Origin of the sequence: Tropicimonas omnivorans, assembly GCF_031846565.1 — a bacterium.
Classification (GTDB): domain Bacteria; phylum Pseudomonadota; class Alphaproteobacteria; order Rhodobacterales; family Rhodobacteraceae; genus Tropicimonas_B; species Tropicimonas_B omnivorans.
This window is the reverse complement of the sequence record NZ_JAVRHL010000001.1, coordinates 507,497-523,561: the sequence shown is the minus strand read 5'-3', so window position 1 is coordinate 523,561 and position 16,065 is coordinate 507,497. Positions and strand designations below refer to the sequence as shown.

Here is a 16,065-nt window from a genome sequence, read left to right as displayed (position 1 = left end):
CGAGGTACCAAAGCGAATGACACGTAAGATCAGCAAGGCGGTTCTCCCCGTCGCCGGACTCGGAACGCGATTCCTGCCGGCGACCAAGTCGATCCCGAAGGAGATCATGACCCTGGTCGACCGTCCCCTCATTCAATACGCGATAGACGAGGCCCGCGCCGCCGGCATCAAGGAATTCATCTTCGTCACGTCGCGGGGCAAATCCGCGCTCGAGGACTATTTCGACAACGCGCCGGAACTGGAAGCCGCACTTGCCGAGAAGGGCAAGACGGACATTCAGGAGATCATGAAGTCCACCTACATGGAAAGCGGCCAGATCGCCTATGTCCGCCAGCACAAGGCTCTTGGTCTCGGTCATGCCGTCTGGTGCGCGCGTCGCATGATCGGCGACGAACCCTTCGCGGTCATTCTCCCCGATGACGTGATCGCCGCCGAGAAGCCCTGCCTCCAGCAGATGGTCGAGGCCCACGAGGAATGTGGCGGCGGCTCCATGGTCGCGGCGATGGAAGTCCCGATGGACAAGACCAGCTCCTACGGCATCCTCGACGTCGAGGAGACGGATTCGGACGTGCTTCCGATCCGCCGCATGGTCGAGAAGCCGAAGGAGAACCCGCCCTCGAACCTCGCCGTCATCGGCCGCTATATCCTGACGCCGGACGTGCTGGAGACGCTGCACAATCAGGACAAGGGAGCCGGCGGCGAGATCCAGCTGACGGACGCCATCGCGTCTGAGATCGATCACGGGCGGCCGGTCAACGGCTTCCGGTTCCGCGGCGAGCGGTTCGACTGCGGCTCGAAGGCCGGTTTCCTGCAGGCGACGGTCGCGTTCGGCCTTGCCCGCGACGAGTTGCGCGACGAGTTCTCGGAGTATCTGAGGGAAATCGTGGCCGTGCCCGAGCCGGCTCAGTAAGCTGCGTCATCAAGTGGCCCGGCCTTGGGTGGCCGGGCCGTCGGCGCACGGGCAAGCGAGGGGTGGTCGCGGATTGGGCAAGATACTCGTCACGGGCGGTGCCGGTTATGTCGGCGCCCATGCCTGCAAGGCGCTGTCCCGCGCCGGGCACACCCCCATCACCTTCGACAATTACAGCACCGGCTGGCGTGATGCTGTCAGGTTCGGCCCGGCCGAGGAGGGCGACCTCATGGACCGCGCCCGCCTGGACGAGGTCTTTGCCGCCCATGCGCCGGATGCCGTCATGCATTTCGCGGCGCTCAGCCAGGTCGGCGAATCGGTCCGGGAGCCGGGCCGCTACTGGCTGGAGAATGTCACCGGAGCGGTGAACCTCGCCGAAGCCGCCGTCGCCGCCGGATGCGGCCGTTTCATCTTCTCCTCCACCTGCGCGACCTATGGGGACCAGGACGGGGTCGTTCTGGACGAGGAGACACCCCAGCGGCCCGAGAACCCCTACGGCGCCTCGAAGCGGGCCATCGAGGAGATCCTGCGGGATTTCGAGGCCGCCCACGGGCTGCGCCATGTCATCTTCCGGTACTTCAACGTCGCTGGCGCCGATCCCGAGGGCGAGGTGGGCGAGCAGCACGAGCCCGAGACGCATCTCATCCCGCTGATGCTGGACGCCATAGACGGCAAACGGGACGCGTTGACCGTCTTCGGCACCGATTACGACACGCCGGACGGCACCTGCATCCGTGATTACGTGCATGTCTGCGACCTCGCGGATGCGCATGTCCTCGGCTACGGCTGGCTGGACAAAGGGGGGCCGAGCCGCGCCTTCAATCTCGGAACGGGCCACGGCTACTCGGTGCGCGAAGTGATCGAGCACAGCCGCCGCGTCACCAATCGGTCCGTTCCCGTGGTGGAGGGCGCGCGGCGTGCGGGCGATGCCGTGCGCCTCGTTTCGGGCAGCGAGCGGGCGAAGGCGGAGCTGGGATGGACCCCGGCGCGCTCCTCGCTCGACCGGATGATCGAGGATGCGTGGCACTGGCACCAGACGGGCCGCTTTGAGCGCTGAGCCCGCCGCGCGCTGTCTCGATCTCAGCCGCCTCGTAAGCCGGCTCGGGCAGGGCCCGTGGACGGGGGTGGACCGGGTCGAGGCCGCCTATCTCGCGCGGCTGATGCGGGAGCCTGTTCCGCTCTGGTCGCTGGTGCGGATGCGCCTCGGCTACGCGCTGCTGGCGCCGGAGGGCACGCACGAGCTTGCGGGGCGGCTCTTCGGCGGACCTTGGGGTCACGCCGACCTCGCCGCGCGGCTCACGCCCGGCCTGAGCGCGGAGGCGGCGCGCGCGGAAGCCGACCTGCGCCGCCTGGCGCGGCGCGTGCTGCCGAGGCCGGGCCTTGCACGCAGCCTGCGCAAGCACCTCCCGGCAGGCACCTCGTACGTCAATGTGGGTCATTCGAACCTCACCGCCCGCGTCCTGACCGCGTGGGAGAGCGTGCCGGACGCCCGGATCTCGGCGATGATCCACGACACGATCCCCCTCGATCTGCCCGAGGCGCAGAGAGACGGGAGCCCGGAGAGATTCGCGGCAATGCTGAGCCGGGTCGGCAGTGCGGCGGACCTCGCGATCTACAATTCAGCCGCCACACGGGACGATGCGGAGCGACACTTCGCGAAAGCGGGCCGCGTGCCGCCCGGCCTCGTCGCCCATCTGGGCGTGCCCCGGCCCGAGGTGTCCAGGGCCATGCCGCCCCTGCCGCCGGATCTCGCGGAGCGCCCCTTCTTCCTGTGCCTCGGCACCATCGAGCCGCGCAAGAACCATGCGCTGCTCCTCGACGTCTGGGAGAGCCTGCCCTCCCCCCGCCCGATCCTCGCCATCGCAGGCCGGCGCGGCTGGAAGAACGCGGACGTCTTCGCCCGCCTGGACCGGGCCGGCGCGGATATACTGGAATTGCCGGGCCTGCCCGACAGCGCGGTCACATGGCTGATGGCCCACGCGCGAGCGCTCCTCTTTCCGAGCCGCGCCGAAGGGTTCGGCCTCCCCGCACTCGAAGCCGCGGCGCTCGGAACGCCCGTCATCGCGTCCGAACTGCCCGTCTTCCGGGAGCTTCTCGGCGACTACCCCAGCTACCTTCCCCTCACGGGTCCCGAACGCTGGGCTGCCGAGGTCTCGAAAGTGACGATGTCGGGTCACAGGCGCGATCCGATCGTCCCGCCGTCCTGGCAGGAGCATTTCAACGCCGTCTTAAGCATGATGTAATACAGGACCGTGTCTTGATCCGCCCGGCAGGGGAGCTCGCTTGAGCGCACTCGACTCATACCGAATGCGTCTGAAGCGCAAGAAGTACCGCATCCGCGCCTTCCGGAAGCGGCGCGAGCTGAAGGTCGTGGCGGACCGGACGGGCGCGATCAAACGCGGGCACCTGCTTGCCTTCACCACGCTCCGGAACGAGCGCGTCCGGCTGCCCTACTTCCTCGACTATTACCGCAAGGCCGGCGTGCGCCACTTCTTCATGGTCGACAATGCCTCGGATGACGGCTCCCGCGAGTACCTCGCGGATCAGGAGGACGTCTCCCTCTGGACGACGGCGGCGAGCTACCGCCGGGCCCGCTTCGGGGTGGACTGGCTCAACTGGCTCGCGCTGCGCCATGCCCACGGCCACTGGGCGCTCACTGTCGATGTGGACGAGTTCCTCGTCTACCCGTTCTGCGACACGCGGCCGATCAATGCGCTGACGGACTGGCTGGACGGAAGCGGGCTGCGCTCCTTCTCCGCCATGCTCCTCGACATGTATCCCAAGGGCCCGATCGACGCACAGACCTATGCGGAGGGGCAGGATCCGTTCGAGATCGCCTCGTGGTTCGACAGCGGCAATTACATGATCACCCGCAACGACCGCTTCCAGAACCTCTGGATCCAGGGCGGTCCCCGCGCTCGGGCCTTCTTCGCGGACGCGCCGCTGAACGCCCCCTCGCTGAACAAGATCCCGCTCGTGAAGTGGGATCGTGCCTATTGCTACGTCAATTCCACGCACATGCTCCTGCCGCGGGGCCTCAATCTCACCTACGACGAGGAGGGCGGGGAGAAGACGTGCGGCGCGCTTCTGCATGCCAAGTTCCTGAACACCTTCATCGACAAGACGGAGGAGGAAATCACCCGCCGGGAGCATTTCGCGGGAAGCCGGGAATACCTTGCCTATCACGCCGTCCTGAAGGAGCAGCCCGACCTCTGGACGAAGTGGAGCGAGCAGTACATCAACTGGCGGCAGCTCGAGATCCTGGGTCTCGTCTCCAAGGGCAACTGGACATGACCGTCGGTTTCATCCTTCTGGTGCACACGGCGCTGGACCGGGCGGCGCAGGTCGCGCGGCATTGGGCGCTGAGCGGCTGCCCCGTCGTGATCCATGCCGACCGGAAGGTGACGCGCAGCGCATATGCCAAGCTTCAGCGCCGTGTGAAGGGGATGGACAACGTCCGCTTCGTGACGCCGCGCCGCCATTGTGCCTGGGGCACGTGGGGCATCGTCGGAGCGACGCTGTCCGCGGCGGAGACGATGCTGGCGGAGTATCCGGACGTCCGTCACGTTTACCTCGCGTCGGGGTCCTGCCTGCCGCTCCGGCCAGTGCAGGAGCTGGAGGCCTATCTCGCGGAGCGCCCTCGGACCGACTTCATCGAGAGCGTCACCATCGAGGACGTCGCCTGGTCCAAGGGCGGTTTCGAGCGGGAGCGGTTCACGCTGCGGTTTCCCTTCTCATGGAAGAGCCACCGGGAGCTCTTCGACCGCTGGGTTGCCATCCAGCGGCGGCTCAAGCTTCATCGCGCGATCCCCGATCCCATCGTGCCGCATCTCGGCTCGCAATGGTGGTGTCTCTCCCGGGCGACCCTGACCGCCATCCTCGAGGACCCGGACCGCGAGCGGTACGACAGGTACTTCCGGCGCGTCTGGATCCCGGACGAAAGCTATTTCCAGAGCCTCGTGCGGCTGCATTCGACCTCCGTGGAAAGCCGGTCCCTGACGCTGTCCAAGTTCGACCCGCAGGGCAAGCCACATGTCTTCTACGACGATCACCTTCAGCTTCTGCGCCGCTCCGACTGTTTCATGGCGCGGAAGATCTGGCCCCACGCGGATCGGCTCTACTCGGCCTTCCTGTCGAACGACCCGGACGTCACCAAGAACGCCGAGCCGCGCCCCGGCCGCATCGACCGGCTGTTCGCCAATGCCGCAGAACGGCGGGTCCTGGGGCGGCCGGGGCTCTACATGCAGGGCCGCTTTCCCCGCCACGACCGGGAGAACGGGCGCACGGCCGGTCCCTATTCCGTCTTCGAAGGGTTCGGCGAGCTCTTCGTCGATTTCGACACCTGGCTCGCGCGTGTCACGGGCCATCGGGTCCACAGGCATCTCTACGCGCCGGAACGCGCCGAGCTGGCCGGCGGGGAGCAGGTCTACAACGGCGCGCTCACGGACAGCGCGGCGCTCAGGGACTACAACCCCTGCGCCTTCCTGACGAACCTGATCTGGACGACGCGCGGGGAGCGGCAGTGCTTCATGTTCGGGCCGCGGGACAACCATTTCCCGGCCGGTTTCATGGCCGCCGACCCCCACGCGCAGATCTCGGTGATCGCGGGGGCCTGGGCCATCCCGCTCCACCGCTCCGGGCTTCCCCGCGATCTGATGCGCAAGGAGGCGGCCCGCCTCCAGCGGATCGAGGCCGGGCACCTGGAGCTTCTGCGCGCGCGGTGGGTGAAGGCGCGCGTGCGGATCTGGACGCTGGCCGAGTTCGTCGAGGCGCCGATGGAGAAGCTGCAGGACGTCCTCGACGAGATCGTCCCCTTGCAGGGCCGCCGCATGACCGAGGTCCCGCGCATGGCGGATCTCGGCGGCTTCGGTCGTTTCCTGCAAGATCTCAGGAACGATGGTATGAACCTCCACCTCCCCGGGGATTTCCCCGCGGACGACTTTCCGGAAGGCCCGCCGCGCACCATGCCTTATCTCGTGAAGCAGGCCGAATGAGCGCCGCCTTCGACACCTTCGTGCTGTTCGCGGACATGCGGACGGGCTCGAACCACCTCGAGGAAAGCCTGAACGCGATCGAGGGCGTGCGGTGTCACGGGGAGGCCTTCAATCCCTACTTCATCGGGCAGGAGGGCCAGACCGAGCTTTTCGGCCTTACGCTTCGGGAGCGGGAGGACGATCCGGGCGAGCTTTTGGCGCGGATGCGGGCCGGGACGGAGGGGCTGCCCGGCTTCCGCTACTTCCACGACCATGATCCACGCATCCTGGACGGCATCTTGGCCGACCGCGCCTGCGCGAAGGTGATCCTGACCCGAAATCCGCTCGACAGCTACATCTCAAGGCGCATCGCCGCCGCCACGGGGCAATGGCGACTGACCGACGTGAAGGACCGCAAGGATGCCCGCGCCGTCTTCGTGCCGGAGGAGTTCGAGGCGCATCTCCAGCGGATCCAGTCCTTCCAGCTGCGCCTCCAGCGCGCGCTCCAGATCAGCGGGCAGACCGCCTTTCATATCGCCTACGAGGATATCGGGGACCTCGAGGTACTGAACGGCCTCGCGGCCTTCCTCGGGGTTCCGGGGCGGCTCGAGAAGGTGCCGGGCCGGCTCAAGCGGCAGAATCCGGAGCCGCATTCCCAGAAGGTGCGCAACTTCGCGGAGATGCAGACGGCGCTCGACGGGCTGGACCGCTTTGGCCTGACGCGCACGCCGAACCTCGAGCCCCGCCGCGGCCCGGCCGTGCCGACCTATGTCGCGGCCGCTACGGCGCCGCTTCTCTTCATGCCGATGAAGGGCGGACAGACGGAGGCGATCGAGGAATGGCTCGCGGCGCTGGACGGGGCCGAGCCGGACGCTCTCCAGCGCGACTTCACCCAGAAGAGCCTGCGGCAGTGGAAGAACCGCTCCGACGGAGCGCGCGCGTTCACCGTTCTGTCGCACCCCGTCCGCCGGCTCCATTCCGTCTTCCGCCGCTACATCCTCGATGACGGCCCGGGCGCTTTCATGGAGATCCGCGGCGCGCTCAGGACGACCTATCGCCTGCCGATCCCGGAGACCGCGCCGGGACGCGACTGGGACCCGAAGACGCACCGCGAGGCGTTCCTCGGGTTCCTGCGTTTCGTGAAGGGCAATCTCGCGGGGCAGACGAGCCTGCGAACGGATCCCGCCTGGTCGACCCAGGCCGCGACGCTTCAGGGCATGTCGGATTTTCTTCTGCCGGATATCGTGATCCGGGACGATCAGGCCGCTCTCGGTCTTGCCCAGCTCTGCCAGCAGATAGGACGCGCCCGCATGCCTCCCGCGCCGGACCTGACGAGCGAGACCGGGGACGCCCCGCGCCTGTCCGACATTCTGGATGCGGACATCGACGCGGCCGCGAGGGACGCCCACACGCGGGACTACATGGCCTTCGGCTTCGGGGCGCTGCGCCCCTGACGTCAGGCTGCGCGGGTGTTCTGGCGTTCGGTGAGGACGGCGTGCAGCGTGAGCGGGTCGTTGTTGGCCCGGAGCTTTGCACAGATGGCGGTGTCCCGCATCGTGCGGGACACCGCGGCCAGCGCCTTGAGGTGGTCGATCCCGGAATCGTTCGGCGCGAACAACGCGAAAACGAGGTCGACGGGCTGGCGATCCACCGACCCGAACGCCATCGGGCGATCGAGCCGCATGAACACGCCGGTGACCGACGAGATGCAGTTCAGCCTGGCGTGGGGGAGCGCGATCCCCTGGCCGACGCCGGTCGGCCCGAGGGATTCGCGCTCCTGAAGGGCATTCATCGCCTCCGCCGTGCGGATGCCGTAGGCGCTCTCGGCAACCTCGGCGATCCGCTGGAAGAGACGCTTCTTGCTCGTGGCTTCGGACAGGGCCCGTACCGCCTCGGGCTTCAGGATGCTGACAAGTTCCATGTGCCTCCAAAAACGGGGGGCCGCCGGTAAGCGGGCCTACCTTCCGTTGCTGCGCGGGTCGATCCAGCCGACATTTCCGTCGTCGCGCCGGTATACCACATTAACGCCGTTATGAGTCTCGTGCCGGAAGACCAGAAGCTGACTGCCCGACAATTCCATCTGCATGACCGCTTCGCCGACGGACAGGGTCGGCACCTTGGTTTCCATCTCCGCGACGATGATGGGCTGGAGCGTATCAGGCTCCTTCTCGTCGTCCTCTGCCGTGGCGGCGAGGATATACGAAGGCTCCCCGAAGGATTCAACCGGCTGCTTGCGCTCGCGACCATGGTCTTTGAGCCTGCGCTTGTACCGCCTCAATTGCTTTTCGAGCTTCTCCCGGCATTGGTCGAACGAGGCGTAGATCTCGGTGGCGTTAGCCTTGGCCGTGGCCGTCATCCCCGTCGAGAGGTGGACGGTGGACTCGCAGGAATACTCGAAGCCCGTCTTCGAGAAGATCACCGCGGCATCCGTGGGACGACCCGCATACTTGCCGACAGCCTCGTCGAGTTCTGTCTGCACGTGCGTTTGCAGCGCCTCACCGATGTCGATTTGCCGACCGCTGATCTGGTAACGCATAGGACCTCCGCATTCTTCAGGGGCGCCGGGTGGCGCCTGCCCGCGGCAAGCGCAAGTCCGACCTCTGTATGGTAACTTCCGCGACGGCCCGATCAATCCCATCGTCGGCCTGACGTCTGTGTGATCAGCCGATCCTGAAGCCCTGGCCGAGGTAGACGCGGCGCACGTTCTCGTCCGCGACCACCTCGTCAGCGGTGCCGCTCATCAGGACGGTTCCGTCATGGAGGATGTAGGCGCGATCCACGATCCCGAGGGTTTCGCGCACGTTGTGATCGGTGATGAGAACGCCGATGCCCCGCCCGGTCAGCTCGGTCACCAGCGCGCGGATATCGCCGACGGAGATCGGATCGACGCCCGCGAAAGGCTCGTCGAGAAGGAGATACCTAGGGTTGGCGGCCAGGCAGCGGGCGATCTCCACCCGCCGCCGCTCCCCGCCCGAAAGCGACAGCGCCGAGGCGCGGCGCAGATGCGCGATGCCGAACTCGGAGAGCAGGTCTTCCAGCCGTTCCTTGCGTTTCAGCCAGTCCCGCTCGCCGATCTCGAGAATGGCGGAAATGTTGTCCTGCACGCTCATGCCGCGGAAGATCGAGACCTCCTGCGGCAGGTAGCCGATCCCGTAGCGCGCGCGCCGGTACATCGGCAGGGTGGTCACGTCCCGCCCGTCGATCTCCACGAGCCCGCTTTCGGGCGTGACGAGGCCGGCGATGGAGTAGAAACACGTCGTCTTGCCGGAGCCGTTCGGCCCCAGGAGCGCCACCACCTCGCCCCGCCGAAGCTCCAGCGAGACGTCCCGGATCACCGGTCGCTTGCGGTAGCTCTTGCACAGGGAGACGACCCGCAGGCCGCCGGTGCCGTCTGTCACGGCGAGGCTCACTGGGCGGCCGGCTCCGCGGCCTCGTCCTGCGGCTGGAAGACGACGCGGACATTGCCCTCCATCACGCCCTGCCCGTCATCGAGACCGACGGTCAGCCTTTCCCCGGCGAGGGCGTTCTGCCCCTGCGTGAGAAGCACGTCGCCCGTCATCACGACTTGGCCCGAGCCGACGGTGTAGACGGCCTCCCGTCCTTCGGCGGCCTCGCCGCCGCTCGTCATGGTGACGCCGCCGGTGGCATGGAGCCGGTCTATCCCGCCGGTGGAATTGCCGTCGGCATCGGTCATGTAGGTCACGTCCACCCGCGGCGCGGTCAGGCGCATGTCGCCCTGTCCCACGATGACGTTGCCCGAAAAGACGGCGGTTCCCGCGGCCTGATCGAGCTGGAGTTCTTCGGCCGTCACCTCGACGGGCTGATCGCCGTCCTGCGGTGTGCCGAACGCGATGCCGGTGCCCTGCGCATGGAGCGGGCCCGCGATGAAAACGGCCAGAGCCGCGGCGATGCGTAGGATCTTCATTGCGGGTCGCTCCCTTGGTCTGCAGGCAGATATACCAGCCTCACCCCCTCGTTGAAAACCATGACCACGTTTCCGGTCCCGGTTTCGCTGGCTGTCATGCGTCCGGCGGTGAGAGTTCCGGCCGGTCCGTCCGCCTCCACCGGGCCGAGCGTGTCTAGAGTGATCTGGCCGAGCGTACTGCGCAGCCGGTCTGACCGCACGACGTAACCATCCGCCGTCGTAACGACGACGTTGCCGGCGAGATCGACGGTGTCCGCCTCGGTGTCGATCACCCCGCCATCGGAGCGCAGACCGATCTGTCCGCCATCCGTCTCGAGCGCTCCCGTCAGCATGCGCGCATCGAAGATGCCGGGACCGGCCGCGGAGGGGCGCGCCGTCTCCGCCGTCAGGCTCACGTCCCGGCCCTTCTCGGTCGTTCCCGAATAGGACGGGCTGCCCAGTCGCTGCTCCCGTGCCAGCTCGTCGATATCCACGTCCGCGAAGGGGATCGCGGTGCGTTCGCCCCGCCCCGGCAACAGGAAGAGGGAGGAGAGGAGCGCCAGCGCCGCCAGGGGCAGGATGACCTTCGCCCAGGCCACGAAGCGGGAATAGGGATTGTCCGCGCGGGGCATTCTCAGATCAGCCCGGCCCGGAGGCAGTCATGGATATGCAGAAGGCCGAGGGGGCTCGACGGCATCTCGCCGTCCACCACGAAGAGACAGGTGATACGGCGGCGCTGCATCTCCGCCAGCGCCTCTTCGGCGAGCGCTTCGGGGCGGATCGTGCGGGGGCCGGGCGTCATGACCTGGCCTGCATTCAGCTCCAGGAGGCCGCCCATGTGACGGCGGAGGTCCCCGTCCGTGACGATCCCGGACAGGCACCCGCCACCATCCGTCACGCCGGCGACGCCGAACGCCTTCTGCGACATGACGATCAGGACCTCGCCCATCGCCGTGTGCTCGGCGACGAGCGGCAGCTGGTCCCGCCCGTGCATCAGATCCTCGACCTTGGAGAGCCGCCGGCCGAGTTTTCCGCCAGGATGAAAGTCCCGAAACCGCTCCGGCGTGAATGCCCGCTGCTCCATCAGCGCGACGGCCAGCGCATCGCCGAGCGCAAGCATCATCGTGGTGGTCGTGGTCGGCACGATACCACGCCCGCAGGCCTCGGCGGCCTCCGGCAGCACCAACGCGATATCCGACCGCGTCATGAGCGTGCTGCCCGGCACGCTGCTGACGGAGATCAGCGGAATGCCGAAGCGGCGGGTATAGGCGATCATGTCGGCAAGCTCGGTCGTCTCGCCGGAATTGGACAGAAGGAGCGCGACGTCCCCCTCCTTGATCATGCCAAGGTCGCCATGGCTGGCCTCCCCCGGATGCACGTAATGCGCGGGTGTGCCGGTCGAGGCGAGGGTGGCCGCGATCTTCCGGCCGATATGTCCCGACTTGCCCATCCCGGAGACGATCACCCGCCCGGTGGCGGCGAGGATGGTTCGGATAGTCTCTGCAAAGGATGCGCCGAGCGCGCCCGACAGGGCCGTCAGCGCGGCGCTCTCTGTCTCGACGACCCTGCGGCCCGTCTCGATCAGGGCATCGTCGCCGGCGGTGACCGCCGCTTTGTTCTGCGCATCGTCCTTTGTCATGTCAGTGGGTAAAGATGTCCTGATCCGGCCATCCGGCCAGATCGAGCCGCGCGCGCGTCGGCAGGAATTCGAAGCAGGCTTCCGCGATCTCCATCCGCCCCTCGCGCCGGAGCCGCTCGCTCAGCACATCCTTCAGGCGGTGGAGGTGGAGCACGTCCGATGCGGCATAGGATTGCTGCGCCTCGGACAGATCCGGCGCGCCCCAGTCGGAGCTCTGCTGCTGCTTGGAGATGTCCACGCCGAGGAGTTCGTGGGTCAGGGACTTCAGTCCGTGGCGATCGGTGTAGGTGCGAACCAGCTTCGAGGCGATCTTCGTGCACCAGACCGGAGCGGCGAGCGCTCCGAAGGCATGGTACATGGCGGCGATGTCGAAGCGGCCGTAATGGAACAGCTTCAGGCGGGCCGGATCGCTCAGAAGGCGCGCAAGGTTCGGCGCCGCATCCTGCCCCTTTTCGATCTGCACGAGATGCGCATCCCCGTCGCCGGCGGAGAGTTGCACGAGGCAGAGACGATCGCGCAGGGGGTTGAGCCCCATCGTTTCGCAATCGATCGCGACCGACGCGCCGAGATCCAGCCCGTCGGGCAGATCGGTCTTGTGAAGATGTATGCTCATGCCGCCCCCGGTCCTGACGTGGCCTTTGGCGAAGCATCTATGGACTGACCCCTCGACTGTCCACCGAAGGCGTCCCGGCGGAGATCAGGCGCCCTTGCGCCCGAGCACCACCCGTATCGTCTTGAACAGAAGACGCGTATCGAGGGCGAAGGAGGCATTGCGGATATAGTACAAGTCCGCCTCGGCCTTGGCGCGCGTCGCGTCCATCCCTTCGGCATATCCAAGCTCGACCTGCGCGTAACCGCTGATTCCCGGCCGGACCCTGTGACGCTCCCGGTAGCCCGGCACCGAGCGCGCGAACACCTTGGCGTGGGAGAAATAATCCGGGCGCGGCCCGATCAGGCTCATCTGCCCGGCCAGGACATTCAGCACCTGCGGGAGCTCATCGAGGCGGCTGCGGCGCAGGACGTGTCCCAGAGGGGTGATTCGATCAATCTCGACGGGATCCTCGACGGAGCGGGAGATCCGTTCCGTCGGCCGCATGGACCGGAACTTGATGGCCCAGAACGCGCGGCAGTCTCGCCCCATGCGCACCTGCCGGTAGAACAGCGGTCCGGGATTGAGGAACGGGTTCACGATCAGGAGACCGACGCCCAGCACGACCATCGGAACAAGCAGAAGGAGAGAAACCACGACGTCGAACAGCCTCTTGAACACCCAGAACGCGGACGACCCTCCCACCTGATCAGGCGGACGGGCGCATGAAAATGCAATATTATCATGGTGTTGAATTGTTTGCATCCATTCCCCCCACGGGACGGCTGGTCCGCGGTGACCTTAGGTCCACACGCCTCCGACGTGCAATGGCACGTGCGGAGAGTCTCGCACTTCGACCTGTCGAAATTGTGACCTTTCATCGCCCTTGGTTGAGGCCTCGAACGAAACACGATCTATTCTATCTAGGTTAATTAACGCTGGAGGCGCGGGTTCAGTTGCGCCGGATCATAACTGCCCGCATAGGTTGTGGCATGCGCGCATACATCTTTGACGGAACAAGATTTGATTCATAACAACTTATCCAAGATCCGCCATGACGATCCTCTGAGGGATGCGCGCGGCCCTGATATGCCCCACCAGACGCACCCCGGCGCGGCCCCGGACGAGGACGACGAGATCGACCTGCTCGCCCTTGCGGGCACGCTCTGGCGCGGTCGCCTCTGGATCGCGCTCGCGACCGCGCTCGGCATCCTGCTCGCCGGATACTACGCCTATTTCCAGACGACCTCCGTCTACAGCGCGAGCACGACTGTCGCCCTCCAGCGCGAGCAGCCGCAGGTCGTGGATTTTCAGAGCGTGGTGTCCGGGGTCTCGAACGACAGCGCCTCGATGAACACCGAGATCGAGATCATGCGCTCGGCGCAATTGCTGACCCGGGTCGCCGACGCTCTCGATCTGCCGCAATATCCCGAATTCGCGCCCCGCCTCCGGGAAGAACCGACGTTCAGCATCGGCAGGGCAGTCCAGTGGGTGCGCGGGCTTCTCGGAGACGCAGACGATGTCGTGGTCGCGCCCCCGAACCGGGACAGCCAGCTTCTGACCGCGGCAAACATCCTGCGCGGCAAGATCGACATCTCCCTTCTGCGATCGAGTTATGTCTTCCGCATCGAGGCGACGAGCGAGGACCGCCAGCTTGCCGCCCGTCTCGCGAACACGCTGGCCGAGTTCTACATCCGCGATCAGCTCACCCTCAAACAGGAGGCGACCGAAGAGGCGACAGCCTGGCTCTCGACACGGGTTTCGGAACTCAAGATCGAGCTGGAGCAGGCCGTGGCGGCAGTGAACACGTTCCGCGCCCAGACCAATCTTGCCAGCACGGAAGCCCTGACGGGCCTCAATGCGCAGGCTCGGGATCTTCGAAGCCGGATCACCGCCGCGCGTGCAGAGGTCGAGAGCGCCGGGTCGCGCCTCGCCGCGCTCGATGCCGCCTCGAACGACCCCGCCGCCTTCGCGGACCTCGCCGCCGATCCGACCCTGTCGCGCATCGCCGCCACGGGCGAGACCGATGGCGATCTTTTCGAAACCCGAGTTGCCACCGTCCTCGAACGCGCCGAAGCCGAGCTTGCCCGCGCGGAGGCCCAGCTCGGCACGTTGGAGCGCTCCGCCGCACAGGTGGACGGTCAGATCTCCGACCAGTCCGGCGACCTTGTTCAACTCCAGCAGCTGGAGCGCGAAGCCGAGGCGAGCCGGCTGATCTACGAGCACTTCCTGTCGCGGCTGAAGGAAACGTCTGTTCAGCAGGGCATTCAGCAGGCGGATGTCCGGCTTCTTTCCGCCGCGAACGTTCCGGGAAGCCCATCGGCCCCCAACCGTTCGCGGATCGTCATTCTGGGGGCGATCCTGGGACTGATGATCGGGGCCGGCCTCATCCTGCTGCGAGAGATGATGCAGAACACCTTCCGCACCACGGAGGATCTGCATACCGGCACGGGCTATGCCGTCATGGGCACGCTGCCGCGCCTCGCCGCCAGAAATCGACGTTCGGTGCTCGACTATGTCTCGTCCAAACCCAACTCCGCACTCTCCGAAGCCGTGCGCAACCTCAGGACCTCGCTTCTGCTGTCCAACGTGGACAATCCGCCGAAGACGGTGATGCTGACCTCCTCGACGCCGGGCGAGGGCAAGACTACCGCTTCCATCCTGCTGGCGCACAATCTAGCCGATCTCGGCAAGCGCGTCCTGCTGATCGAAGGGGATCTCCGTCGTCGCGTCTTCGCCGAATATTTCGATGTCCAGGGAGCGAGGGGCATTGTCTCCATCCTGTCGGGAGAGGCGTGCTTCGAGGACGTCGTCGTGCGGGATGAGGACACGGGTGTCGATCTGCTGATCGGCGAGCGGCCGAACGTGAACGCGGCGGACCTCTACGCATCGGAGCGATTCGCCGGGTTCATCCGCGAATGCGAGGCTACCTACGACTACGTCATCATCGATACGCCCCCCGTCCTCGCCGTGCCCGATGCGCGCGTGATCGGGCGGATCTGCGATGCGGCGCTCTATGTCGTGCTCTGGGACAAGACGAAGCAGAAACAGGTGGCGCAGGGCCTCGATCTGCTGCGATCCGTTGGGGTTCCGATCGCCGGAACCGTCCTCTCCCGCGTCGATCCCAAGGGGATGAAACGCTACGGGTACGAGGGATACGGGTACGGTTACGGCAAGGCCTACGCTGGCTATTACGAGAACTGACGGCCCGCCGCGGCGGTCAGGAACCGAACGCCGCCGCCGGGCGAGATCGCGGCGGCCGTCAACTGGCCCGAGAAGTAGGCTCCGGTGTCCGCCGGGATGACGCCGTTCTCCGCCGCTGGCCGCTCGACCGGCACGTGGCCGTGCAGAACCCAGATGCCGTCCGGCCGCGGCGACGTGCCGAAGTCCGGGTGGCCCCAGAGAAGCGTCCGCGGCTCCTGCGCGCCGGCTGGAAGGGCCGGGTCCGCCGCGGCATGCACCGCAAGGACGTTGCCCGACCGCCAGGAGAGCGGCAGGTCCGACAGCCAGCTCAGAAGGCCCGCCTCCCCCAGGGTCTCCGACAGGCGAACCGCCGCGTCTCCGGCGTCGCGCTCCGCCCCGCCGCCGAGGCCCACACCGAAACTGGCAAGCGTCTGCAGCCCGCCATTGGCGAGCCAGCGCGGCCCGCGCCCCTCGGGATCGGCGAGGAAATCGAGCAGCATCTGCTCATGATTGCCGCGCAGTGCGATGACGTTCTCCGGATCGGCCCGCACCCGGCGGTGAATGATCTCCAGGACTTCCCGGCTACTATCGCCGCGGTCGATATAATCGCCGAGGAACAGGAGCATCGGCGGAGCGCCGGCAGTGGACTTGGCATCCGCGTCGATCGTCTCCAGCAACTGCTCCAGAAGCCGGGAACAGCCGTGCACATCGCCGATCGCATAGACGTCGCGCTCGGGCGCGGGCGGGCCGCCTTCGAACGGAAGGACTGCCGCCTGGCGTTTTCGTCGAACCCTGCGCAGGATCCTGCCGATCAGATGTCTCATCCGGGCTCCGTGGTCTCGAGGTGATGCAAGAACGCAATCAGGC

16 protein-coding genes are annotated in these 16,065 nt (G+C 66.7%); 7 read left to right on the top strand and 9 right to left on the bottom strand.

Annotated elements, in window-relative coordinates; all coding sequences use genetic code 11:
* The first annotated feature begins 16 nt into the window (after window positions 1-16).
* From RM543_RS02595 to RM543_RS02570, 6 genes are all read left to right on the top strand, one after another.
* Window positions 17-910 (top strand): UTP--glucose-1-phosphate uridylyltransferase, encoded by an 894-nt coding sequence (locus RM543_RS02595; RefSeq protein ID WP_311689336.1) that lies wholly within the window; start codon window positions 17-19, stop codon window positions 908-910.
* A gap of 73 nt (window positions 911-983) precedes the next feature.
* Window positions 984-1,967 carry a UDP-glucose 4-epimerase GalE gene (gene galE / locus RM543_RS02590; protein ID WP_311689335.1) on the top strand — a complete coding sequence of 328 codons (984 nt, stop codon included), beginning with the start codon at window positions 984-986 and terminating at the stop codon, window positions 1,965-1,967.
* Window positions 1,957-3,153: a glycosyltransferase family 4 protein gene (locus RM543_RS02585; RefSeq protein ID WP_311689334.1), complete on the top strand. Its 1,197-nt coding sequence runs from the start codon at window positions 1,957-1,959 to the stop codon at window positions 3,151-3,153. Before galE ends, RM543_RS02585 begins: the two co-directional genes overlap by 11 nt.
* Window positions 3,154-3,217: 64 nt before the next feature.
* Window positions 3,218-4,204 (top strand): glycosyltransferase family 2 protein, encoded by a 987-nt coding sequence (locus RM543_RS02580; protein ID WP_432280431.1) that lies wholly within the window; start codon window positions 3,218-3,220, stop codon window positions 4,202-4,204.
* Entirely contained in the window at window positions 4,201-5,904 is a 1,704-nt protein-coding gene (locus RM543_RS02575; protein WP_311689332.1) for a DUF5927 domain-containing protein, read from the top strand. Before RM543_RS02580 ends, RM543_RS02575 begins: the two co-directional genes overlap by 4 nt.
* Window positions 5,901-7,337 carry a nodulation protein NodH gene (locus RM543_RS02570; protein WP_311689331.1) on the top strand — a complete coding sequence of 479 codons (1,437 nt, stop codon included), beginning with the start codon at window positions 5,901-5,903 and terminating at the stop codon, window positions 7,335-7,337. The genes RM543_RS02575 and RM543_RS02570 overlap by 4 nt, the downstream gene beginning before the upstream one ends.
* A gap of 2 nt (window positions 7,338-7,339) precedes the next feature.
* Here the strand turns inward: RM543_RS02570 and RM543_RS02565 are convergent, their stop codons facing one another.
* The 8 genes from RM543_RS02565 to RM543_RS02530 all read right to left on the bottom strand — a co-directional run bounded on the left by RM543_RS02565 (window position 7,340) and on the right by RM543_RS02530 (window position 12,696).
* Window positions 7,340-7,804, bottom strand: a complete 465-nt coding sequence (locus RM543_RS02565) for a PTS sugar transporter subunit IIA (RefSeq protein ID WP_311689330.1) — start codon at window positions 7,802-7,804, stop codon at window positions 7,340-7,342.
* 36 nt (window positions 7,805-7,840) lie between these two features.
* The gene (hpf, locus tag RM543_RS02560; RefSeq protein ID WP_311689328.1) at window positions 7,841-8,419 is read right to left on the bottom strand and encodes a ribosome hibernation-promoting factor, HPF/YfiA family; all 579 of its coding nucleotides are present in this window, start codon (window positions 8,417-8,419) and stop codon (window positions 7,841-7,843) included.
* 124 nt (window positions 8,420-8,543) lie between these two features.
* Entirely contained in the window at window positions 8,544-9,281 is a 738-nt protein-coding gene (gene lptB, locus RM543_RS02555) for an LPS export ABC transporter ATP-binding protein (protein ID WP_311689326.1), read from the bottom strand.
* 8 nt (window positions 9,282-9,289) lie between these two features.
* Window positions 9,290-9,808, bottom strand: coding sequence for a lipopolysaccharide transport periplasmic protein LptA (gene lptA / locus RM543_RS02550; protein WP_311689324.1), 519 nt, complete (start codon window positions 9,806-9,808; stop codon window positions 9,290-9,292).
* Window positions 9,805-10,419 (bottom strand): LPS export ABC transporter periplasmic protein LptC, encoded by a 615-nt coding sequence (gene lptC / locus RM543_RS02545; protein WP_311689322.1) that lies wholly within the window; start codon window positions 10,417-10,419, stop codon window positions 9,805-9,807. The genes lptA and lptC overlap by 4 nt, the downstream gene beginning before the upstream one ends.
* Before the next feature lie 2 nt (window positions 10,420-10,421).
* A complete protein-coding gene (locus RM543_RS02540) occupies window positions 10,422-11,426 on the bottom strand; it encodes a KpsF/GutQ family sugar-phosphate isomerase (protein ID WP_311689320.1) in 1,005 nt (334 codons plus the stop codon).
* A 1-nt stretch (window position 11,427) separates the two neighbouring features.
* A complete protein-coding gene (locus RM543_RS02535; protein ID WP_311689318.1) occupies window positions 11,428-12,039 on the bottom strand; it encodes a ribonuclease D in 612 nt (203 codons plus the stop codon).
* 84 nt (window positions 12,040-12,123) lie between these two features.
* Window positions 12,124-12,696 (bottom strand): sugar transferase, encoded by a 573-nt coding sequence (locus RM543_RS02530; protein ID WP_311689316.1) that lies wholly within the window; start codon window positions 12,694-12,696, stop codon window positions 12,124-12,126.
* A 408-nt stretch (window positions 12,697-13,104) separates the two neighbouring features.
* Here RM543_RS02530 and RM543_RS02525 point away from each other — a divergent pair, with 408 nt between their 5' ends.
* On the top strand, window positions 13,105-15,219 hold the full coding sequence (locus RM543_RS02525) for a GumC family protein (RefSeq protein WP_311689314.1): 2,115 nt from the start codon (window positions 13,105-13,107) through the stop codon (window positions 15,217-15,219).
* On the opposite strand, the gene RM543_RS02520 is transcribed toward RM543_RS02525, so the two are convergent.
* Window positions 15,207-16,022 carry a metallophosphoesterase family protein gene (locus tag RM543_RS02520; RefSeq protein ID WP_311689312.1) on the bottom strand — a complete coding sequence of 272 codons (816 nt, stop codon included), beginning with the start codon at window positions 16,020-16,022 and terminating at the stop codon, window positions 15,207-15,209. The two genes, RM543_RS02525 and RM543_RS02520, sit on opposite strands and share 13 nt — an antisense overlap.
* Window positions 16,023-16,065: the final 43 nt, after the last annotated feature.

Bases quoted from the DNA above. Each gene is read 5' to 3' on its own strand.
- RM543_RS02595 (WP_311689336.1), top strand. From the start codon at position 17: ATGACACGTAAGATCAGCAAGGCGGTTCTCCCCGTCGCCGGACTCGGA.
- RM543_RS02580 (WP_432280431.1), top strand. From the start codon at position 3,218: ATGCGTCTGAAGCGCAAGAAGTACCGCATCCGCGCCTTCCGGAAGCGG.
- RM543_RS02575 (WP_311689332.1), top strand. From the start codon at position 4,201: ATGACCGTCGGTTTCATCCTTCTGGTGCACACGGCGCTGGACCGGGCG.
- RM543_RS02570 (WP_311689331.1), top strand. From the start codon at position 5,901: ATGAGCGCCGCCTTCGACACCTTCGTGCTGTTCGCGGACATGCGGACG.
- RM543_RS02565 (WP_311689330.1), bottom strand. From the start codon at position 7,804: ATGGAACTTGTCAGCATCCTGAAGCCCGAGGCGGTACGGGCCCTGTCC.
- hpf (WP_311689328.1), bottom strand. From the start codon at position 8,419: ATGCGTTACCAGATCAGCGGTCGGCAAATCGACATCGGTGAGGCGCTG.
- lptA (WP_311689324.1), bottom strand. From the start codon at position 9,808: ATGAAGATCCTACGCATCGCCGCGGCTCTGGCCGTTTTCATCGCGGGC.
- lptC (WP_311689322.1), bottom strand. From the start codon at position 10,419: ATGCCCCGCGCGGACAATCCCTATTCCCGCTTCGTGGCCTGGGCGAAG.
- RM543_RS02540 (WP_311689320.1), bottom strand. From the start codon at position 11,426: ATGACAAAGGACGATGCGCAGAACAAAGCGGCGGTCACCGCCGGCGAC.
- RM543_RS02535 (WP_311689318.1), bottom strand. From the start codon at position 12,039: ATGAGCATACATCTTCACAAGACCGATCTGCCCGACGGGCTGGATCTC.
- RM543_RS02525 (WP_311689314.1), top strand. From the start codon at position 13,105: ATGCCCCACCAGACGCACCCCGGCGCGGCCCCGGACGAGGACGACGAG.
- RM543_RS02520 (WP_311689312.1), bottom strand. From the start codon at position 16,022: ATGAGACATCTGATCGGCAGGATCCTGCGCAGGGTTCGACGAAAACGC.